The organism is Flavobacterium sp. 270, from assembly GCF_004368785.1.
Taxonomy (GTDB): Bacteria; Bacteroidota; Bacteroidia; order Flavobacteriales; family Flavobacteriaceae; genus Flavobacterium.
The window spans coordinates 204,243-227,815 of record NZ_SODM01000005.1 but is presented as its reverse complement, the minus strand read 5'-3'; the positions used below and the strand labels follow the sequence as shown (position 1 = coordinate 227,815).

The 23,573-nt window shown below is 32.8% G+C and carries 15 protein-coding genes; 4 read left to right on the top strand and 11 right to left on the bottom strand.

Annotated features, from left to right (window positions below; all coding sequences use genetic code 11):
* Positions 1–14 precede the first annotated feature (14 nt).
* Together EV144_RS18295 and EV144_RS18290 are read right to left on the bottom strand one after the other, a co-directional pair.
* Positions 15–1,094, bottom strand: a complete 1,080-nt coding sequence (locus EV144_RS18295) for an HmuY family protein (RefSeq protein WP_134150595.1) — start codon at positions 1,092–1,094, stop codon at positions 15–17.
* Between the two features lie 11 nt (positions 1,095–1,105).
* Positions 1,106–3,226 carry a TonB-dependent receptor plug domain-containing protein gene (locus EV144_RS18290; protein WP_134150594.1) on the bottom strand — a complete coding sequence of 707 codons (2,121 nt, stop codon included), beginning with the start codon at positions 3,224–3,226 and terminating at the stop codon, positions 1,106–1,108.
* 105 nt (positions 3,227–3,331) lie between these two features.
* On the opposite strand from EV144_RS18290, the gene EV144_RS18285 reads away from it, so the two are divergent.
* Positions 3,332–4,237, top strand: coding sequence for a DUF6607 family protein (locus EV144_RS18285; protein WP_134150593.1), 906 nt, complete (start codon positions 3,332–3,334; stop codon positions 4,235–4,237).
* A 188-nt stretch (positions 4,238–4,425) separates the two neighbouring features.
* Here the strand turns inward: EV144_RS18285 and EV144_RS18280 are convergent, their stop codons facing one another.
* The 3 genes from EV144_RS18280 to argS form a co-directional block, all read right to left on the bottom strand.
* Positions 4,426–5,901, bottom strand: a complete 1,476-nt coding sequence (locus EV144_RS18280) for a RagB/SusD family nutrient uptake outer membrane protein (RefSeq protein ID WP_134150592.1) — start codon at positions 5,899–5,901, stop codon at positions 4,426–4,428.
* A 4-nt stretch (positions 5,902–5,905) separates the two neighbouring features.
* The gene (locus EV144_RS18275; RefSeq protein WP_134150591.1) at positions 5,906–9,073 is read right to left on the bottom strand and encodes a SusC/RagA family TonB-linked outer membrane protein; all 3,168 of its coding nucleotides are present in this window, start codon (positions 9,071–9,073) and stop codon (positions 5,906–5,908) included.
* A gap of 217 nt (positions 9,074–9,290) precedes the next feature.
* Positions 9,291–11,069, bottom strand: a complete 1,779-nt coding sequence (gene argS, locus EV144_RS18270; RefSeq protein ID WP_134150590.1) for an arginine--tRNA ligase — start codon at positions 11,067–11,069, stop codon at positions 9,291–9,293.
* Positions 11,070–11,393: 324 nt separating this feature from the next.
* Here argS and EV144_RS18265 point away from each other — a divergent pair, with 324 nt between their 5' ends.
* On the top strand, positions 11,394–13,808 hold the full coding sequence (locus EV144_RS18265) for a TonB-dependent receptor domain-containing protein (protein WP_134150589.1): 2,415 nt from the start codon (positions 11,394–11,396) through the stop codon (positions 13,806–13,808).
* Positions 13,809–13,895: 87 nt separating this feature from the next.
* Here the strand turns inward: EV144_RS18265 and EV144_RS18260 are convergent, their stop codons facing one another.
* The 3 genes from EV144_RS18260 to EV144_RS18250 form a co-directional block, all read right to left on the bottom strand.
* Positions 13,896–14,570, bottom strand: coding sequence for a copper homeostasis protein CutC (locus EV144_RS18260; protein WP_134150588.1), 675 nt, complete (start codon positions 14,568–14,570; stop codon positions 13,896–13,898).
* A 146-nt stretch (positions 14,571–14,716) separates the two neighbouring features.
* Positions 14,717–15,040, bottom strand: a complete 324-nt coding sequence (locus EV144_RS18255; RefSeq protein WP_134150587.1) for a GIY-YIG nuclease family protein — start codon at positions 15,038–15,040, stop codon at positions 14,717–14,719.
* Between the two features lie 216 nt (positions 15,041–15,256).
* Positions 15,257–16,264 (bottom strand): 3-oxoacyl-ACP synthase III family protein, encoded by a 1,008-nt coding sequence (locus EV144_RS18250; RefSeq protein WP_134150586.1) that lies wholly within the window; start codon positions 16,262–16,264, stop codon positions 15,257–15,259.
* 261 nt (positions 16,265–16,525) lie between these two features.
* Between EV144_RS18250 and EV144_RS18245 the strand changes: the two genes are divergently transcribed.
* Entirely contained in the window at positions 16,526–18,937 is a 2,412-nt protein-coding gene (locus EV144_RS18245) for a prolyl oligopeptidase family serine peptidase (protein ID WP_134150585.1), read from the top strand.
* 74 nt (positions 18,938–19,011) lie between these two features.
* Here the strand turns inward: EV144_RS18245 and EV144_RS18240 are convergent, their stop codons facing one another.
* From EV144_RS18240 to EV144_RS18230, 3 genes are all read right to left on the bottom strand, one after another.
* A complete protein-coding gene (locus EV144_RS18240; protein WP_134150584.1) occupies positions 19,012–19,962 on the bottom strand; it encodes an ABC transporter ATP-binding protein in 951 nt (316 codons plus the stop codon).
* 103 nt (positions 19,963–20,065) lie between these two features.
* Positions 20,066–20,761, bottom strand: a complete 696-nt coding sequence (locus tag EV144_RS18235; RefSeq protein WP_134150583.1) for an OmpA family protein — start codon at positions 20,759–20,761, stop codon at positions 20,066–20,068.
* An 18-nt stretch (positions 20,762–20,779) separates the two neighbouring features.
* Positions 20,780–21,280, bottom strand: coding sequence for a lipocalin family protein (locus tag EV144_RS18230; RefSeq protein ID WP_134150582.1), 501 nt, complete (start codon positions 21,278–21,280; stop codon positions 20,780–20,782).
* Between the two features lie 202 nt (positions 21,281–21,482).
* Here EV144_RS18230 and htpG point away from each other — a divergent pair, with 202 nt between their 5' ends.
* Positions 21,483–23,366: a molecular chaperone HtpG gene (htpG, locus tag EV144_RS18225; protein WP_134150581.1), complete on the top strand. Its 1,884-nt coding sequence runs from the start codon at positions 21,483–21,485 to the stop codon at positions 23,364–23,366.
* Positions 23,367–23,573 lie beyond the last annotated feature (207 nt).

Here is a 23,573-nt window from a genome sequence, read left to right as displayed (position 1 = left end):
GCTTTTGCCTGTTATTATTGCAGCATAGCATATTCTAAAGTAACATTTCCTCTAACTCCTGCATCATTTGACATAGCAAGGAATTTAACTTTATAGTAATTTCCAGCAACATCTTTAACTACATAAAAACGATCTGTTCTAATACTTGGCAATGAAGATGGTCCACCACCATTTCTCCAATTTGCACCAATGATTCTTTGATCAGCAGCCGAAGCTGTAAAATTAGCTTCTACTACTTTTGCTTTTGTAAAATCTGCATAAGTACCGTCTGCAACTAAAACCTGATATACTTTTGTTCCACCTTTCATGTTAGAAACAATAAAATCAGAATATCCGTAAGTTACTTCAGAACCTGCATTTAAGTAATTTGTAAATACAGTAAAGTTTAAATCCCATTTTGTTTTTTCCGGCTCAACAGTAACTGTATTTCCAGAAGTTAAACTAAAGAATGTAAAATTGTAAGCAGCATCTTTTGAAATTGTTTTTTCTGTAAAAGTTGCAGAAGTTAAATCAGCATATTGAATTTTATATCCAGCGCCGCTTCTTAAAATTCTAACTTTTTTCCATCCTCTAGCATCACCGTCAACAGCAACAGAACCTACAGTTGGAGTTGCAGTACCTACAGCAAATCCTAGATTTACTAAATATACTTTGTTTTCTGCATCTGTTGCAGAAACTTCAGCAATTGCAGTTCCGATTCCTGCTCCTGCTCCTGCTAAAACACCTGTTGGGTTATCTACATAACCATTAGAAGCTAAAGTTGTTCCAGCTCCAACAGTTACATCAGTATTAATTGCTTGAGTTAAAGTAATATCAGAAGTTTCTAATTTTTTTACTGCCATTTTTAGAGATCCGTTGATCACTACTCTAAAATCTGCACCAGTTGAAAATCCGAAATCCCAAGCTGCTCTATTGATAGATTTAGATTCTCCTGTACTTAAATCTAAATAAACTTGATTTGGCTGGTTTGCTCCTCCAACTGCTGGTGATAATGTAGCACCAACGATTGGCACTTCTGGAGTTGTATCGTCGTCACTTGAACATGATCCAAGAGTCAATAAGGCAAAAGATAAAAGTAAAAATGTTTTTTTCATGGTATTAATTATTATAGATTAAGATTATACGTGAGTTTTATAAAATACGAGCGTCCGTACGCCAGATTTAATTCAGAAGATCCTGCGTGTCCTGCAGATTGGTTTGTATTGGATTGATTAACATTGGTTACGTTACAAATATTCCTTGCACCAACTGTTGCTTCAAACTTGTTTTTGAAAAATGTTTTTCTAACAGAAGCATCAAGCCAGTTACTTGGATCAATATCTGAAATGATATATTCTGAAGATCCTTCTACAAATTGCTGTGATTTTCCGTTGTATTTATAGTATGCAGAGAAAGTTGTTCCCCATTTAGGAGCAAAATATGAAGCACTGCTGTTTAGATTAAAAGAATATAAATATCTATCGTCTGAGGCAAAAACCTGATTTTCAATTTTTCTGGAAACTCCAATTAACGCTGCACCAATATTAAAAGTGAAATTGCCTTTTTTAAATTGATTCATTGTAGAAAAATTCCACATTTTGTATTTACTAATATTGATATATTCATATTCAGGATTTCCAGTATCTGGATTAAATCTTACTAATGCCATATCAATTCTGTCGTTTACATCAAGAAAACTTCCTGCAAATGTGTTTGCAATTTGCAATCCAGAATCCAGCATTGTTGTTTTTTTAAGACTTGCTTCGTAAGAAGTACTGGTTTCTGGAATAAGATTTTCGTTTCCAGTAAAGAAATGTCCATCAAAGATTTGTTTTGAATACAATTCCTCAAAAGTTGGTGTTCTAAAAGAAGTTCCATAAGAACCGCGAAGTTCAATTCCTTTATCAAATAAATATCTTAAATTAAGTGAAGATGCATATTGATCTTTAAATTTGGACTGTGCAGAAAATCTTAATCCCGGACGAACAGAAAATCTTTCGGTTGCCATGATTTCTGCAGAAGCAAAGAAATCATAGTTTTCTAGTGTTTTACGAATTGGCGTCATGACATTATTTGCTTCCTGAACCAAAGAATATCCTTTATTGTTTACAAATTCGTAACCCGTCTGCAAATCCACTTTTTTACTCGAGAAGAAATTGCTTAAAGTTCCTGTAGAATAAAGAACTTCCATAGATTGATCTTTTACAGTAACATTACTTGTTTCATTTTTGGTTAACAGATAATATCTAAAATCTTCTACATTTCGTTCTTGCTTTTGATGAGAAAGAGAAACGTTATAATTTAATTGAGAAAAAAGTTTTCCTGAGGTATTAAGATTATGAAAATATCTGTTGCTTAAATATCTTTTATCGTTTGCATATCTATAAGACCCTAACTCGGTATTATAACCCGATTGTACTGTAGCATTATAATAATCGATATCCTCGTCTAAATATTCAAATTTATAGAAAACCCTAAAATCTCCTTTATGATATGCGATTAAAGCAGTTCCGTTTAATTGCTCTTTTGGAAGCCATCTGTAACCGCGAAGCTGATCATTTTCTGAATAATCTTTTCCTTTTTTATCATCTAAAAAACCTTGAAAATCATTTCTATTTGCTCCAATACTTACAAACCAATTATCATTAATGGTATGAGCAGCTCTTATCGATTGTATATGACGGCCTTTATCAAAAAGTGCAAACTCGTCTTTAACTGTTTCTTCCTGAACAGAAGCTGAAACACTCCATTTATATCTTGATGATTTTTTTGTAATAATATTCAAAACCCCGCTTACAGCATTCGCACCATAAATTACGCCCATTGAACCTTCAACAATTTCAATTTGCTCTACATCATTTAAGTTAATCTGAGACAAATCGGTATTATTCCCTAAACCAGCTTCGTTTACCAATGGCACATTATCTACCAGAATCTTAAAATATTGGGCATCCAATCCAAATAAAGATACTGTAGAACGTCCGCTGGTACCGCTTGGTCTAACTGAAATATTTAAATACTGATTTAACACATCTCCTAAATTATTTGCTGCTAAGTTTTGAATGTCTTTACTTGAAATGACACGAACATTAAAAACAGATTTTTTTATAGACTGCGGCTCAAACTGACCCGTAACAACAACTTCTGATAATTCTTCTTTTGCATTAATAGTATCTTTTTTCTTTTCCTGTGCAGAAAGATTTATACTAAATGCAATAACAATAAAAAGGGTAATTTTGATTTTCATTATTTTTATTAAGTCTTAATAACGGCGCAAATATATAATTATTTTTAATTATTCTAAATAAAATTTATATGTTTGCAAAAAATTTTTAAACAAAAAAAATAAGTTATGATTTCAAAAAGCCTCTATTTTTCGGCCGTAATGGCTTTTACATTTAGTCTTGGATTCAGTCAAGACGCCAAAAAACAACAAGACATTAAATCTATTAAGTCAATGTGTGGTTGTTATGAAGTAAAATTTAATTTTACTGAGACATTTCAATATCCTAAAGATTCTCTTACATACAAACCTTCTGAGACAAAACACGAATCTGGATTAGAGTGGGTACAACTTTTAGAAGACACTCCAAATAAGATTGTAATGCAGCACTTGTTAATTGTAAGTGATGATATGATTATCAAACACTGGAGACAAGATTGGTTGTATGAAAACACTGATTTATATTCTTTCGACAAAAACAGTTCTTGGAAATATAAAAAGCTAGACAAAAAAGCGGTAAAAGGTCAATGGACTCAAAAAGTATATCAAGTAGATGACAGTCCTAGATATGAAGGTTCTTCAACTTGGGTTCACGTAGACGGACAAGATTACTGGGCAAATGTTGCAGATGCACCACTTCCTAGAAGAGAGCAGACAAAACGTAATGATTATAATGTTCTTAAAAGAAGAAATATCCACGAAATTACTTCTACAGGATGGAATCATGAACAGGATAATGATAAGTTAGTTAGAGATGATGCCGGAAAAGATTACTTATTGGCACAAGAAAAAGGATTTGATGTTTACACTAAAGTTCCAGACATCAAATGCCAGGCTGCTCAAAAATGGTGGGTTGCAAACAACGCACTTTGGAAAAATGTTCGCGATAAATGGCAGACTCTTTTTGACAGACATCAGGATTTAAATTTAGAAGCTAAAGTAGACAGAAAAGCGCTTTATTCTTTATTGTTTGATTTGAAGCCTGATACTTCAAAAGCTGAAACAGATAAAATAATCGACAAGTTCGTAAAATAATAAATGTTTGTGTTAGTTGTAAAAAAGCCGGTAGCGTAAAAAACTACCGGCTTTTTTTATAAACGAAACTGCCTGAAAATTAATTCCGAATACTTATCCTTAATATTTTGTTTTCACTAAAAGGTTACTAATTCAAAATAGCTGAAACGATATAAGGAGTTTTTTAAAAATTATAGTGGCTTCTATATCTATAATTCGTTTTGTTCAATTAATGGATTTGCATTGATTTCTGCACGCGGAATCAACCATTGCCATCTTTTATCTGAAGAAGCTACATTCATAACTCCGTTTACAATTCCTGAGTCATGATTTGCACCAGTTCTGTCAAGTGGCGAATTTGTACGTTTTAAATCATAAAATCTAAAACCTTCACCCCATAATTCTATTCTTCTTTGAAGTAAAATTTCATCAACTAAAGCTTGTCCTGAATTTGTTGATAAAGTGTAAGAGGGATTTCTAGTTTTTTCAAAATCAAAAAGAATGTTTACAGCATCTGCATTTCCAAGTCTTGCTTTTGCTTCTGCTTCTATAAGATACATTTCGGCCACACGCATATAAGGAATATCACATCTGCTGTCACCAGTACTTACAGCTAAAAATTTCTGGCTCGTATAAGGAAATTTAGCAAAATTTGATGGAAGTCCCAATGCGGTATGCTGCCCCGTTTTATCAAATATTGCAGTACGTACATCGGTTGTTGGAATCAAATCATAAAGTTTGCTGTTGATTGCTTTTGGGCAAGAACGAATTACAGTAGAACTGTAATTTCTCGACATATAAGCACCAAAGTTTCCAAAGTAATCAGTTTGTACTTCGTTAACATGACTTCCCCACATCCATTCTTTATTATTATAATCATTAAAACCTGAAGTATATTCTGCCATTGACATCAGCGTTTTACCAGTTCGAGCTTTATTAGCATAATCTGCCGCAACTGACCAATTTCCTTGCGTTAAAGCAACTCTAGCTTTTAAACCCTGAGCAACTCTTAAATCTAAATGTGAATTATTAGGTTTTGTATATCCAACTAATAAAGTATTTGCTTCATCTAAATCTTTATTTATTTGATTATAAACTTCTTCAACTGTTGAACGAGGAAAATTATCATTACCAACTGTCAAAATAATTGGTACACCAAGCTGAGAATTTACATCACCATTAACATATCTTTTTCCAAATAATTGCACTAATTGATAATGGCAAAATGCTCTATAAAGCAATGCCTGTCCTTTTACGATTTTCTTATCAGCTTCGGAACCAATAGCCGCATCAGTTGCATTAATTATTGTATTCGCATTTCTAATGATTCTGTAATAAGTTCTAAATTGAAATCTCAAATCTTGAGAATTTTCATTTGAGAATGCCGACCAATTATAAACTTGCAAATACCAACCATTCGTTACTGGAAAAACAACATCTTCTCCTGCAATATCGATTTGCTGCATTAAACTTCCTAATCCGTTTTCGTTCTGATTGGATTCATATCTTATATACAAAGATCTGTGAATACCATTTAAAAGCGTCATTAGATTTTTTGTTGTTTTAGTCGCTCCTTCATAATCAACAAACTCTGTTGGTTTTTTATCTAAAAACTCTTCTGAGCAAGACCCGAAAATAGTTATTGCTATTACTGCGAATAATAATTTGATATAATTTGATTTCATGATGTTAAAAATTTAAGTTCATTCCTAACGATATTACTCTAGAAGGTATATACCTATTTTGAGTCGTTCCGTTGAAAGTTTGAGTCGGATCCATCCCTTGACGTTTTGTGAACAACATCAGATTTTCACCATTTATATAAACTGAAGCATTATCGATTTCGAATTTTGATATAAATTCAGAAGGCATTTTATAAGATAAATTAACTTGTCTCAATGATAAATAATCAGAACCTATTAACCATCTGTCTGAAGCTGCTGCTGCCGGAGTATTTCTATTAATGTCTAAGCGAGGTACATCAGTAACATCTCCCGGTTTTTGCCATCTTCTAAAAGCATCTGTACTTAATGCTGATCCGTAATTATTTCCTGTATGCATTAAAGCAGCATAATTAGTATCGTACATTTGACCACCTATTTGATAAGCGCAGATAACATTCAACTGAAGTTGTTTATATTTAAATGTATTTCCAAAACTTCCAAACAAATCTGGTATTGCCGAACCTGCATAATGATACAAAGCTTTATTTTGATCAGTAGTTACATTTATGCCATTTACAACTCGTATTGATGTGTCGCTGGGATTTACAAATTTTGGATCTGCTACAAATAGTGCATATCCATCAGCAGGATCTACCCCATACCAGTCCCTCAACCAATAATCATAGATTGAATGTCCTACTGAAAGTTTTTTAGTTCCATCAATGATTTCCCCTTGAGGCAATTTGGTTATTTTATTATTAATCGTCGAAGCATTTATATTGAAATTCCAAGAAAAGTTTTTTGTTCTAACAATTGCCCCATCTAAAGCAACTTCAAATCCTTTGTTAACCATAGAACCGATATTCTCTACTCTGTAATCTAAACCAGAAGACAATGGGTTTGGAACTGAAAAAATAAGCCCATCAGTATTTCTATTGTAATACTCGACACTTCCTTTTAATCTATTTTTAAACAAGCCAAATTCAACTGCAAGATCTTTTTGAGTATTAACTTCCCATTTCAAATCTGGCGCAGCTGCAGCATAAGTTATAATACCACCTTCACTTCCATTATCATAACCTAAGCTATAAGTAGGCTGACTTACATAATAATTCAAACCATTTATTTTTGAACCTGCATCATTTGTATCACTTATTGTATGAGAATCATTTCCAACTTGTCCAATAGAAGCTCTTAATTTTAATTCATTAATCCAAGAGTGGTTTTTAAGAAAATTTTCTTTAGAAATTACCCAAGCTCCACCTAAAGACCAGAAATTACCCCAACGATTGTTTTCAGCAAATTTTGAAGATCCATCTCTTCTTAATGATGCTGAAAAAATGTATTTACCCATATAATCATAACCTAATCTTGAAAAATATGATTCTGTAGCATAGTTTCTTGTATAAGAAGTTAAACCGGTCGTTGTTGCATAATTAACATATTCAATAATATCTGGTGCCACTTGACCCGTTTTGCTGCTACTCGTCCAATTTCTTTCATAATCAAAACTTTCATGACCTAATAATGCATTAAAAGAATGATCTCCTATTTTTTTAGAATAATTCAATAATTGATTATAAGTAATTCCAGTTAAAATTTTATCATCTTTACCCATCAATCCAGTTGGTGCTCCATCTCCAATTGCAGTATTATAAGAGTAGGTTCTGTTTGTATATGTTTTGTCAATAGAAGCGTTTGTCGTAAATTTTAAATCTTTAGTAAAAGAAATCTCAAAGAAAGTCCTTGCTGAAAGAGCCAAGCCTTTTACTACATCTGTATCATTTAAAGTTTCATACACAACATTTCGACCATTTGAAGCTCCAGATCCGCGAACAGTTGAGTACATGCGGTCACCATTAACATCTAATACATAATCTCCATTTGATGTATGATCAAAAACAGGGTATATTGGTCCCATTGTTCTGATTGTTCTAAAAGGGTTCTTAAATGAAGATGTATTTTCTACTCCATCTGTACCTAATTTAGAATTTGTTAAAGTTCCTGATATATTTACACCCGTTTTAAACCATTCTTTTAGGCTTGTATTTAAATTTAATCTTCCTGTTGTTCTCTGAAAACCTGATTTTTGTATATATCCTTCTTCATCTAAATAACCCAAAGAAGCAAAATAATTAGATTTTTCTGACTTACCTTGATAAGAGAAATCTACATTTTTACGAACTCCTGCTCTTTCTAATTGTTTAGCCCAATTAAGATCTTGCGGATATAATAATTTCGCATCAGGATTCAATTTTCCGTCTGTTCCAACTATACTTCCACCAGTAACATTAAAAGGATTTGTCACTAAAACAACTGGAACTCTAGCGGATGCATAAGTATTTGCAGCATCAATTTGTGCCTGATTATCCATAGGACGGCTATTTCGAATTGCTTCCCATTCTAAAGGATAGTAGTCCAAAGCATTTACTCGGCTATAATCTTTGATTGAACGTGAAGTCATACCCGTACTTAAGTTTAAAGAAAACTTATCTTTTGATGATTTTCCCGATTTTGTTGTAATGATAATTACTCCATTTGCAGCTTTTGAACCGTAAAGAGAGGTTGAAGAAGCGTCTTTTAGAACAGACAAACTTTCAATATCACTTGAATTTAAATTGCTGATATCTCCTGCATATGGAACACCATCTACAATATATAACGGTGTATTTGATCCATTAATTGAACTGAAACCACGAATTCTTACTTCTGGAGCGGCACCTGGCTGACCCGCTGAACTCTGAATTTGAACTCCCGATGTTGAACCTTCCAAAACCGAAAGTGCATTTGTCAAAGGTCTGCTTTCAAGTTGTTCGGATTTAATTTGTGAAGCTGATCCAACATAAGAAGTCTTTTTTGCTGTACCATATGCAACTACTACAACTTCATCCAACTCTTTTCCATCTTCTTGTAGTTTTACATTAATAACAGAAGCTGAACCAATAGTTACTGCATTATCTTTTAAACCTACATAAGAAAAAATCAAAACATCTCCAGTTTTTGCCTTAATTGTGTATTTACCATCAAAATCAGATTGTACACCATTATTTGTTCCTTTCACCATAACATTTGCGCCCGGAATTGGCCCTGAAATGTCCGATACAGTACCAGAAACTTTTCTTTCTTGTGCAAAAATCAATTGCATTCCTGCAATCAAGAAGAGCAACACAATTCTTACAATTTTTTGTTTCATTTTATTTTGTTTTTTAGTTAATCGAGCGCAAATCTATTTAAAACATATTTTTTTAACAAGAATTAAGCTTCTTTTAACACAATAAAACATAAGCTTTTTACTATATTTTTAAAGAAAAAATTTGTTGCAACTGATTATCAATTACTAAACAAAAAATAAAGCATAAAAAAAACCGATAGAAGAACTATCGGTTTTTAGTTTATAAGAATATTATTTTTTACATTCTCTCCGGAACTTCAATTCCTAATAAAGTAAATGCTGTTTTTATAACTTCGGCTACTTTTTGAGAAAGCTGCACTCTGAATATTTTTTTGGTTAAATCTACTTCCCCTAAAATATGTACAGACTGATAAAATGAATTATATTCTTTTACCAAATCATAAGTATAGTTTGCTATTAAAGCTGGACTGTGATTTTGAGCTGCATTTTGAATTACTTCCGGGAAAAGCTCGATTTGTTTTACCAATTCTTTTTCTTTTTCATGCAATTCTGTAGTATCAGTCACATCCGCAAAATCAAAATCGGCTTTACGAATAATGGATTGAATACGCGCGTAAGTATATTGAATAAACGGACCTGTGTTTCCGGCAAAATCTACAGATTCTTCTGGATTAAACAAAATACGTTTTTTAGGATCTACTTTTAAGATGTAATATTTAAGCGCTCCAAGTCCAATTGTTTTGTACAATTTTGCTTTTTCTTCGGCAGAATAACTTTCTAGTTTTCCTAAACCTTCAGAAATTTGTTTGGCTGTATCAGTCATATCCTGCATCAAATCATCAGCATCTACAACAGTTCCTTCACGACTTTTCATTTTTCCAGAAGGTAAATCAACCATTCCGTAAGATAAATGATAAAGACTTGAAGCCCAGTCAAAACCTAATTTTTTAAGGATTAAGAATAAAACTTTAAAGTGATAATCCTGTTCGTTACCAACCGTATAAACCATTCCGCCAACATCTGGCATATCTTTTACACGCTGAATTGCTGTACCAATATCTTGCGTCATATAAACTGCAGTTCCGTCTGAACGAAGTACAATTTTACGATCTAAACCTTCATCTGTCAAATCTATCCAAACAGAACCGTCTGGATCTTTTTCGAAAACACCTTTGTCAAGTCCAACTTGTACAACATCTTTTCCTAATAAATAAGTATTGCTTTCGTAGTAATATTTATCAAAATTAACTCCAAGATTAGTGTAAGTAGTAGCAAAGCCTTCATAAACCCATTCGTTCATCATTTTCCAAAGTGTAATAACTTTGTCGTCACCGGCTTCCCATTTCTTAAGCATATCTTGCGCCTCAATAATAATCGGAGCTTGCTTTTTCGCTTCTTCTTCGGTTTTGCCAGCATCCATCAATTGAGAAATTTCTGCTTTGTACGCTTTATCAAACTCAACATAATATTTACCAACTAATTTATCACCTTTTAAATGAGAACTTTCTGGAGTTTCTCCGTTTCCGAATTTCTCCCAAGCCAGCATCGATTTACAAATATGGATTCCACGATCGTTGATGATCTGTGTTTTGTATACTTTTTTACCAGAAGCTTTAATAATTTCTGCAACAGAATATCCTAACAAATTGTTACGAACGTGACCTAAATGCAAAGGTTTATTGGTATTTGGCGAAGAATATTCGACCATAATAGCTTTGTCTTCCGGGTTTGGTGTTACGTAACCAAATTTGGTATTGTCTTTTATTCCATTAAAGAAATTTAGATAATAACTGTCTGCAATTACAATATTTAAAAATCCTGAAACCACATTAAAACGCGCTACCTCAGAAACATTTTCTACAAGATAATTTCCGATTTTATTTCCTAATTCTACAGGATTGCTTTTAATCACTTTTAGCAAAGGAAAAATTACCATTGTAATATCGCCTTCAAACTCTTTTCTGGTAGTTTGAAATTCAATTTTATCAACAGTAACATCAAATAATGCTTGTATTGCTTTTTGTATAGAAGGAGTAAGAATTTGTGATAATGACATGTAAACTTATTTTTAAAGTGAGCAAAGATACTGCTTATTCATCAATTACAGAAAATCAAAAACATATAAAATTTAAGAAAACAGTTAGAATTTCACAAAAAGCAACAAAATTCAATTGTTAAAATTATCAAAAAATCAAAACCCTAAACTCTTATAAAACAGGGCTAGTAGAAAAGATCTCAAAAAATATTTTAATTTTTCTGTAACATAACTGCAGCAAAAGAGTCTTAATAAGAACTTCAAATAATTTTGAAGCCGAAAAAAAACAAAAAACTAATCAAAGCAATCATCATCAATCAAATCAAATCAATCAATTTTTACACTATGAAATTAAAATTCTTTCTGTTCGCGTTACTGGGTGTAATGGCAACAGCTAAAGCCCAGAATGCGGGAACAGTTTCCGGAAAAATTACAGAAAAATCGAACAATGCTCCAATTTCTTATGCTACAGTTTCTATCAAAGACAATGGCAAACAAGTTACGGGAGTAAACACAGATGATAATGGAGATTTTAGTATTAAAAATTTAGCTTTAAAAAACTATACAATTGAAATTCAATATATCGGATTTAGAAAATATATTGGAACTATTGTTTTAAGTGAAAACAAAAAAACATCAACAGTAAATGTTTCTCTTGAAGAAGAAGCTACGCAGCTAAAAGGTGTAAATATTGTTAACGAACGCTCGACTATCGAACAAAAAATTGACCGTAAAGTAATTACTGTTGGTAAAGATTTGACAACGGCGGGAGCTTCTGCATCAGACATTATGAACAATATTCCTTCTGTAAACGTAGATCAGGACGGGAAACTTTCTCTTCGTGGAAACGATAATGTTCGTGTTTTAATTGACGGAAGACCAAGTAATATTGATCCTGCTCAATTATTAAAACAAATTCCATCAACTTCTATCAAAAAAATTGAGTTGATTACGAATCCAAGTGCAAAATACAATCCAGAAGGAATGTCTGGAATTATCAATATCGTTTTACATAAAAATGCTAATACTGGTTTTAACGGAAGTTACAGCGGTGGTATTACTTTTGGTGAAACTGCAAAATACAATCAATCTTTGGATTTGAATTACAAAACCGGAAAAGTAAATTTCTTTGGTAACGTAGGACAAAACTTCGGAACATATCATAATAAAGGTCATATTCAAAGATTTGATCAGGATATTAATCAAAATTTAGACATTCTAAATGATAATGATTCTTATTTGTACAAAATTGGAATGGATTATTTAATCGATGATCACAACACTTTGTCTGTTTATACGAATCAAAATAAATCGAATGGAAAAGGTTTTGTAAACACGATTATTGATTACAACAATGTATCAGATTCTGATTTGGATAATGTTTTTCAAAAATCTAGATATTCTGGTCCGGATCAGGTTGGAACTTACAATTTAGCGTACAAACATATCTTTAAAAAAGAAGGTCACACTTTAGATTTTGAAGGAAACTACAGCGACAATAAAGAAACGCAATATGCTTCTTTTGATACTGAGTCTACAAAAACCGACAATACTGCAAGCAGCGTAATTTACGATGATTACATAAGAGGAACTCGTAAATTAAGTACTTTAAATGTGGATTACGTAAACCCATTAAACGACAAAACAACGCTTGAAGCTGGTGCCGAAGCAAGAATTACAAAAACAGACAATGATTATATAACAGGAAATCCGCTTGCTGCGCTTCCGGTTTCTAATTATACTTATGATACTAATATTTATTCTGCTTATGTAACATTTGGGCAGAAATTCAAAAAATTCAGTTATCAATTGGGAGCTCGTTTTGAAAGTTATAAAGTAGAGGCTAATTTAAATCACGGTTTAACTAAATTTGATGATGATTATATTACTTTATATCCTTCTGCTTATTTAACGTATAATCTTAACGAGAAAAATACTTTCCAATTAAGTTACAGCCGTCGTGTTGACCGTCCGAGTTTAGAGCAGACAAAACCTATTCGTGAGTTTTCTACTCCGTTGATAACTTCATTAGGAAATCCTGAATTAAGACCTCAGTTTACAAATTCTGTTGAAGTAAACTATACTAAAACGCTAGAAAAAGGAAGTTTTACGACTGGAGTTTTCGTTAGAAGTACCAACGATCAAATCAGTAGAGTTTTATTTCCAGACGATACAGATCCAACTGGAAACAAACAAATCTTGACTTATACGAATTATGATAATAGTACTTCTTATGGTTTTGAAGTTTCTTTTAATTATAAAATTACAAAATGGTGGGATATTTCACCATCTATAGATTTCTCAAGCATTAATCAGCAAGGAATTGTATTTCAATACGATCCTGTAACACAAACGAGTGCTGCTTTAGACAGAAAAATTACTGTGGCTGCTTTTAACGGTCGTATGAACTCAAACTTTAAAGCAAACAAACGTTTAAGCTTTTTATTATTTGGTTTTTACAGAGGTGCTGTTGACGGATTGCAAAATAATAGCCATGAAATGTACAAAATGGACATGGGAACGCGTTATACATTGTTAGACAACAAGATGAACATTAGTGTACGTTTTAATGATGTCTTTCATACAATGAAATATGCTTTTGATAGTAACTACCCTTATCCTGTTGCTGGACAGTTTTCTTGGGAAAGCCAAACGGTATATTTAGGGTTAACTTACAACTTTGGAGGTGCTAAAATCAAAAATTTACAGCGTAAACAAAGAGAGGACAATACTAATAAAGGTGGTGGCGGAATGTTCTAAACCTTCTTTATTATCAATTTTATTTTTTAGAATACCTTGTAGAAAAAGAAAAGCCTGGAGTTTGCCAACTCCAGGCTTTTCTTATTTTTATAAATAAGCTAAAATTGCTTTTATTTCTTCGGGATTGGCTGTATCAGAATGATCTGTTATGGCTGATGTATGAAAAAAAGTTTCTTCTTTTAGTTTTTCTTCTAATAGCTCAATATTTGTAGATCTCAAACCGCCTCCGGGCATTATGACAATTCTTTCATCGGCTAATTTTTGAACTTTTTGTAATATTGAAATTCCTTCTAAAACATTTATACCTTGACCAGATGTTAGAATAGTTTCGAAACCACATTCAATTACATCTTCCAAAGATTGCTCAACATTTATAACGACATCAAATGCGCGATGAAAAGTACAAGGCAGCGAACCTGCTAAATTAACTAATTCTTTATTTCGGATTTTGTCTACACTTCCGTCTTCATTTAAAATTCCGAAAACAAAACCATCAACCTGAAGTTTTTTAAACTGTTTTATATCTTGTTTCATTTCAACAAACTCTTCGTCGGTATAAACAAAATCGCCTCCGCGTGGCCGGATTATAACATGCATTTTTATAGAAAGTTGTTCTCTAACTTTTACTGCCAAAATATAGTTGGGCGTTGTACCGCCGAGCTGCATATTCTCGCATAATTCGATTCGATGCGCACCATTTTCCTGCGCAATCACAGCCGATTCAAAATTAAAACAGGCTATTTCGAGTTGATTTTTTTTCATTGGGGTTATTTAAAACTCAAAAATATTAATTATAACCGAAATATTTTATAATTAATAAATCCTTAACTTTTTAGTTAACATAAGTGATGCAATGTCAGTCTGAGCGAAGTCGAAGACCCGCAATCTGAATAAAATCCTGAAAAGCTTTAAACCTCCTCAATTTTAAAATTTTCAGAATTTGTCTCGTTCAAACATTGTGAAAGCTTCTTCAAATCATTCCAATTGTCATTAATTATAGCTTCTTTCTTTTTTCTACTCCAACCTTTTACTTGTTTTTCAAATGAAATAGCCTGATTAACATCATTAAACTCTGTGCAAAAAACCAGATTTAATGGTCTTCTATCATGCGTATAGCTTTCTTTATTTAAGCCATAATTGTGTTCGTTTAATCTTCTATTTATATCATTTGTCATTCCTGTGTAATAACTTTCATCGGAGCATTTTAATATGTAGACGTAATATTGTTTCATTTTCTTTTATTGTAGTTTTTTTGGATAAAAGTAAGAAAATTAATTCAAAACAAAATAATGCTCTATGTCCCGCTGAGCGGAGTCGAAGGGCGTGCCAATTGGAACGGGGCTTCGACTACGCTCAGCCTGACAAACTTTTACAGCTAACAAATTAAGTATAAAAAAAAACCTGCTTCGTTTGAAGCAGGTTTTACTATAATATTTTAAAATAAAAAATTACCATTTTATAATAGCACTTCCCCAAGTAAAACCACTTCCAAAAGCGGCTAAAACAACAGTATCGCCCGTTTTAATTTTTCCTTTTTCCCAAGCTTCTGTCAAAGCGATCGGAATAGACGCTGCAGTTGTATTTCCGTATTTTTGGATATTGTTATACACTTGGTCGTCTGATAATTTGAATTTGTTTTGAATGAATTGTGAAATTCTCAAATTGGCCTGATGCGGGATCAGCATATTAATATCTGAAACCTCTAGACCGTTTGCCTGCAATCCTTCGTTGATTACTTCTGCAAAACGAACTACTGCATTTTTAAATACAAATTGTCCGTTCATATACGGATAGTAACTTTCGTCGTTCGGATCGTTATCAGCCAAAATATCAGTTACCCAACGCGCTCCCATTCCTGGTGCCTGCAAAGCTAATTCTTCAGCATGCTGTCCTTCTGAATGTAAATGTGTAGATAAAATTCCTTTTGTTAAATCTTCTTCACGGCTTAAAACCGCTGCTCCTGCTCCATCTCCAAAAATCACCGAAACACCGCGTCCGCGAGTTGTCATGTCCAATCCTGTAGAATGCACTTCAGATCCGATAACCAAAATATTCTTGTACATTCCGGTTTTGATGTATTGGTCTGCAACCGAAATAGCATAAATAAAACCAGAACATTGATTTCTAACATCTAAAGCTCCAACGGTTCTTAAACCTAAATCACGCTGCACTAAAACCCCAGGTCCTGGAAAATAGTAATCTGGACTTAATGTAGCAAAAACTACAAAATCAATATCTTCTTTGGCTACGCCAGAACGTTCTATGGCAATTTTAGCTGCTTTTACTCCCATCGAAGTTGTGGTATCTTCTCCGCGAATAATATGTCTTCGCTCCTGAATTCCAGTTCGCTCCTGAATCCACTCGTCATTGGTATCAATAATCTTAGACAAATCATCGTTGGTCACAACATTTGAAGGAACATAATATCCTAAGCCCGCTATTTTTGAATGATACATACTCTTTGTTATTTTGTTAAAATTGGATTGCAAATTTAAGTATTGTTTAAAACATAAGTGTACAAATTACTATTTTTTTCGTAATTAACAATTTAATATACTTCAATAATACTTTACATAGACTGCTTTTAAATTCTGAAAAAGCAGTTAATTCATCAAAAACATAAAAAAAATTAAATTTGAGGCTAAAATGTAACAACTCTAAACTACTTTAGACAAACATTTATAAATACCATTTTTTCAAACCCTAAAATTCAAATTATGAAATTAAAAATTACCCTATTTTTATTTTTAAATTTTGGTTTTTTTGCTCTTGCGCAAGAAAATTTAACATACCAAAAACCCTCCAAATCTATCTTAGATCTAGCAGATTACGAGAGAGCTCCTACAGTATCTATGGATACTAAAAAAGAAAATATGCTTTTATTGTACCGCAACACTTATAAAACATTAGACGAATTAAATCAGGAAGAACTTCGTTTGGGAGGATTAAGAATTAATCCGGTTACAAACATTTCGAGCACAGTTACCTATAATACTAATCTTAAGTTAAGAAAAGTAAACAATATGGCCGAAATTCAGGTTTCTGGATTACCGGCTAATCCTAAAATCAGCAATATTCTTTGGTCGCCAAACGATCAAAAAATTTTGTTTTCGCACACTACAAATACAGGTGTAGAACTTTGGGTTATTGATGTAGCAACAGCAAGTGCAACAAAACTTACAGAAGCTACTGTAAATGCAAACTTTGGGAATCCGTTTAACTGGCTTTCAGACAACCAGACTATTTTGGTAAAAATGCTGCCAAAAAACAGACAGCCTTTGTTAGATTCTAAAAAAGATTTACCAACCGGGCCAATTATTTCTAATGCTTCTGGAGAAAAATCTCAAAACAGAACGTATCCTGATATGTTGAAAAACAAAAATGACGAGGCTAATTTTGAAAACATTATTACTTCTGAATTGTACAAAGTAAATTTAAACGGAAATGCTGTTTTATTTAAAGAAGGTGCAATGTTTATTGGAGAGAAAATTTCGCCAGACGGAAATTACATTATGCTGACTACGATTCAGAAACCATTTTCTTATGTGGTTCCGTTATACAGATTTCCATCTAAAACTATTGTTTATGACATTAGAGGAAAAGAAATTAAAACGGTTAACGAAGTGCCGTTAAACGAAATTATGCCAAAAGGTTTTATGGCGGTTAGAAAAGGAAAAAGAGAAATGGCTTGGAGAAATGACAAGCCAGCTGTTTTATCTTATGTTGTGGCACTAGACGAAGGTGATCCTGCAAACAAAGTTGCTTTGAGAGACGAAGTTTTTTTATGGAATGCGCCTTTTACTGATAATCCTGTTTCTTTGGTAAAATTACAACAGCGTTTTAGTGATATTACTTGGGGTAATGACAATATTGCAATTGTTTTCGACGAATGGTATGATACCCGAAACACAAAAACGTATTTAATAAATCCTTCAAACCCTGCTCAGCAAGCAAAAGTAATTACAGATCGAAATGCACAAGATGTGTATTCTGATCCGGGAATTTTTGAAACTAAAAAAAATGAGTTCAATAAATACGTTCTGGCACTCGAAAAAGATAACGGATATCGTATTGGTGAAGGATATACTAAAGACGGACAATTTCCTTTTATTGATGAATTCAACTTTAAAACTTTAAAAAAGAACCGTATTTATACTTCTCCTTATAAAGACAAAAAGGAAGATTTAATTGAAATTGAAGATATTAAATCCGGTAAAGTTTTGGTTCAGATTCAATCTAAGAGTGAATATCCAAATTATTATTTCAGAAATATCAAGAAGCAAAACAGTTTAACGGCGCTTACAGATTTCAAAAATCCGTTTGAAAGCATTAAAAACGTAAGCAAAGAAGTAATTAAGTACAAACGTAAAGATGGTGTAGAATTGTCTGGAACTTTGTATTTACCTGCTGGTTACGACAAAGTTAAAAAAGAGAAATTACCTTTATTAATCTGGGCTTATCCTGCTGAATATAAAGATAAAAACAGTGCCGGACAATCTACTCAGAATTCAAACGAATTTACATTTCCGAATTACGTATCATTTATATATTGGGTAACAAAAGGATATGTAGTTTTAGATGATGCAGCGTTTCCAATTATTGGTGAAGGAACTACAGAACCTAACGATAACTTTATTACGCAATTGGTAGATAATGCAGAAGCCGCAATTAATGCTGTTGATGCTTTAGGATATATCAATCGCAAAAAAGTGGCTGTTGGCGGACATTCTTATGGCGCGTTTATGACGGCTAATTTATTGACGCATTCTAATCTTTTTGCATGCGGAATTGCACGAAGCGGTGCGTATAACAGAACTTTAACTCCGTTTGGTTTCCAGACAGAACAACGTAATTACTGGGAAGTTCCAGAAGTTTACAATACGATGTCACCTTTTATGAATGCTGACAAAATGAAAACACCAATTTTATTGGTTCACGGTGAAGCAGACAATAATCCCGGAACTTTTACTTTGCAGACAGAACGTTATTTTCAAGCTTTAAAAGGTTTAGGAGCACCGGCAAGAATGGTAATTTTACCTAAAGAAGCGCACGGTTATGTGGCAAAAGAAAACATTCTACACTTGCTTTGGGAGCAAGATCAATTCTTAGAAAAGTATTTGAAAAACTAATTTTTAAGCAATTCTTCTATAAAAACAAACCCGACAGATTTTTAAAATTTGTCGGGTTTTCTATTTTTAATATTTTATAAATAATTCAAAGCTAAAAATACTTCTTGTTCTAATGGCAGATCGATTTCACTTTCAAAGAAAACCAATTGCCTTTTATAAACAGCTTCGATTAAATAATGATTTCCTCTAAAATAAGTTCTTCTGATTTTGACCAAAAGCTTAGATTCTGCAACCATTTTAAACTGATGCGGATATACTAATGTTTTATGCGATTCATCTTCATACGAAAGTAATAAGTGTGTTGCAATTTCGTTTACTTCACCAAATAGAGAAGCTACATATTTAGTTTCCGGATCTTCGTAAATTTTGGTCGGATTGTCCTTTACGATTACTTCTCCGTTTCGCATTACAATCGCTTCATCGGCAAAAGACAAAGCATCTGTACTGTCATGCGTGGCAATTATACAGGTAATTCCTTTTTGTTTTAAGTATCTGAATAAATTTCGGCGTAGAGCATTTTTTCGAAAAGCATCAATCTGGCTAAAAGGTTCGTCCAGCAAAATAACTTCTGGCTCAAGTGCCAAAACTCTTACCAAAGCAATACGCTGTTGCTGCCCGCCGCTCAAAAATTTAGCCTGCACATTAGCAAACTGATCCATTTCTACCATTTCTAATAATTCCTGAACACGTAGTTTTTTCATATTCGCAAAACCATTAGAAAGAAACTTTCCAACATTTTCGGCAACAGTTTCATAAGGTGCCAAGTCAAAATCCTGAGCCAGATATTTCATAAAAGGCATTCCGGGAATCAGATTGTATTTTGGACCTAAAACGGGAGTTTGATTATAAAAAATTTCTCCTTCATTCAAATCATACAAACCGTAAATGAGCTTAAGCAGTGTGCTTTTCCCGCAACCGCTCTCGCCGATAATAGCAATATTTTGGCCTTTTTCTATTGTAAAAGATATGTTATTTATAACAGGTTTGTCGGTATACGAAAAAGAGATATTTTGAATGTCAAGCATGTGATATAATTGAGAGTTCAAATTTACAATGTTTAATTTCTAAAGTCAAAAAAAAATGCTGTTCATTACGAACAGCATTTTCTTAATTATATTGTATAGAAAATTATTTTCCAGCTTCCGCTTTAGCATCATTTACCATTTTGTCGTTTGCAGTAATAGAAAATTCTACACGACGGTTTTGTGCTCTTCCTTCTGGAGTATCGTTTGTTGCAATTGGATCAACAATACCTAAACCTGAAGTTTTGAAACGGCTTGATTTTAATCCTTTAGAAGCTAAATAAGCTTGCACTGAAGCCGCTCTTTGTCCTGAAAGTGTTAAATTATATTCTGGTTTTCCAGTATTATCTGTATAACCAAAAATCTGAATATCAGTATCTCCGTACTCATTAAATACAGGAACTAATTTATCTAAATTTGCTTTTGCCTGAGCTGTCAGCGTAGATTTGTTAGTATCAAAACGAACAGCATTTTCGTTTAAAGTTAAGTGAATACCTTCACCTACTCTTTCAACAGATGCACCTGGTAAAGCCTGATCGATTTCACGAGCTTGTTTATCCATTTTGTTTCCAATAAGTGCACCAGTTCCACCACCAACGGCAGCACCAATAGCAGCACCCAAAGCAGCGTTTCCTCCGTGACCTAAATTATTACCTAAAACAGCTCCGATTACACCACCGGCTATAACACCAATTCCGGCTCCTTTTTGTGTATTATTTGCATTTTTTACTGAATCACAGCTTGTAAATAAACTAAATAATACAAGTAAACTACTTAGGCCTAATACTGTTATCTTTTTCATCTTTATATATTTTTAATATTAATTAGCTCTTTGAAATTGGTAAGTTACATCCTTAACTTGTCCACCAACATTAATGTTATCAATTAACTGAAACGAACTTTCAGTAACTCCCGAAACTCTAAGTAAATACCCGTCTCTTACTTTTTTTGCTTTTATTCCGGCATCAAGAATTTTTAGAATAAACATTCCCTGATTATTGATACTCCAAACAATTGGAGAAGAAAAAGCCGTACAACTTGGAGATGTAAGCGCCATTGTTCCTTTGTTATTATTTGAAATAAAACTCCAAGTACTGCCAATAAAGCATTTTGAATCTGCAAGATCAAATGAGTTTACTTTGATATAATCAGAACCTGCATAAGTTACATTGGTAAGTACCCAATTTCCTTTAAGAGCTACTTGAGTAGATTTGTCTAGTTTTTTTGATAAAGTCGTTCCTTCTGTTGAAGCTGTTGATGATGCTGATTTACACGCAAATAACATCGTGGCAATCATGCAAATGAAAATAATCTTCTTCATTTTATACATTTATTTAAGTTAATACTTACACATTTAACAATTATTGTACCACAAATATACGATTCATTGAGATATCATTCCTTTTAAAATCTAATTATTTTCTTTCAAAATTAACACTTACGCCATTTTGTCACCCAAAAAGAATTGGTATTCTATTTGACTAAATGATTATCATCACATTAAACTAAAAAATAAAAAAAGTATGACAACAGGTAAAATTAATGTTTCAGTAGAAAACATCTTCCCTTTAATCAAAAAGTTCTTGTACAGTGATCACGAAATCTTTTTACGTGAGCTGGTTTCAAACGGAACCGATGCTACTTTAAAATTAAAACACCTTATTAGCATTGGCGAAGCTAAAGTAGAATACGGAAATCCGGTTATTGAAATTAAGGTTGATAAAGAAGGAAAAAAAATCCACATTATTGATCAAGGTTTAGGAATGACGGCAGACGAGGTTGAAAAATACATCAATCAGGTTGCTTTTTCGGGAGCTGAAGAATTCTTAGACAAATACAAAGATTCTGCTAAAGATTCTGGAATTATTGGTCACTTTGGTCTTGGTTTTTATTCTGCATTTATGGTTGCAGAAAAAGTAGAAATCATTACAAAATCATACAAAGACGAACCTGCAGCGCACTGGACATGTGACGGCAGCCCTGAGTTTACTCTTGAGCCAGCTGACAAAACTTCACGCGGAACTGAAATTATCCTTCATGTTGCTGAAGATTCTTTAGAATTTTTAGAAGATTCTAAAATCAGTGGTTTATTAAACAAATACAACAAGTTTATGCCTATTCCGATTAAATTCGGAACTAGAACTGAAACACTTCCTAAACCAGAAGATGCTCCAGAAGATTACGTAAACGAAACTGTTGAAACAGATAACATCATCAACAATCCAAATCCAGCTTGGACAAAACAGCCTTCTGAATTGTCTGATGAAGATTATAAAAACTTCTACAGAGAATTGTATCCAATGCAATTTGAAGATCCGTTGTTCAATATTCACTTAAATGTAGATTACCCATTTAACTTAACTGGAATCCTGTATTTCCCAAAATTGGGTTCTGACATGCAGATTCAGAAAGATAAAATTCAATTGTACCAAAACCAAGTTTACGTTACAGATAACGTAGAAGGAATTGTACCTGAATTTTTGACAATGTTAAAAGGTGTTATTGATTCTCCGGATATTCCATTGAACGTTTCTCGTTCTGGTTTACAAGCAGATGGTGCTGTTAAGAAAATTTCAAATTATATCACTCGTAAAGTAGCTGATAAATTGAAAGCTTTATTTAATGAAAACCGTGCTGATTTTGAGGCAAAATGGAATGACATTAAAATTGTTTTAGAATACGGAATGCTTTCTGAAGATAAATTCTACGAAAAAGCGGGTGCGTTTGTATTATACCCAACAGTTGACGATACTTACTTTACGCTTGAAGAATTAAAAGAAAAACTAAAAGACAACCAAACGGATAAAGACGGAAAACTGGTTGTTCTTTACGCTGGAAATAAAGAAGCGCAACATTCTTATATCGAAACTGCAAAAGCAAAAGGATACGAAGTATTGTTGTTAGACTCTCCGATTATTTCGCACTTAATTCAAAAAATTGAAGGCGATAACAGCGATGTAACTTTTGTTCGTGTAGATTCTGATCATATTGATAATTTAATCAAGAAAGACGAAAACACGATTTCTAAATTATCTGATGAAGAAAAAGAAACTTTAAAAACTTCGCTAGAAGCTTATATTCCAAAAGCATACAGCGTACAATTAGAAGCTATGGACAGCCAAGCAGCTCCATTCATTATTACGCAACCAGAATTTATGCGTAGAATGAAAGAAATGAGTCAATCTGGCGGTGGCGGAATGTTCGGAATGGGAAATATGCCAGAAATGTACAATCTGGTAGTAAACACCAATTCTGATTTGGCTACTAATATCTTGAATACAGCAGATAAAACGCATCAGGAACATTTAGTAAAACAAGCTTTAGACTTAGCAAAATTATCGCAAAACCTTTTAAAAGGTGAAGCTTTAACTGCTTTTGTAAAAAGAAGTTTCGAGATGATTAAATAAGTTTTAAATCATACCTTATTAGTAAACCTGCAAGTTTAGACTTGCAGGTTTTTTTGTTTTATAAAATAATCAAACAAATTTATTATAAGTTAATTCTTTAAAAAGCAACAATTTATACACATTTGAACAAACATAATTATGTAATTTTATTCTTTCTAAAATCATGCAGATCATTTTGTTTTAAGCATTTAAAAATCATCCGTTTTT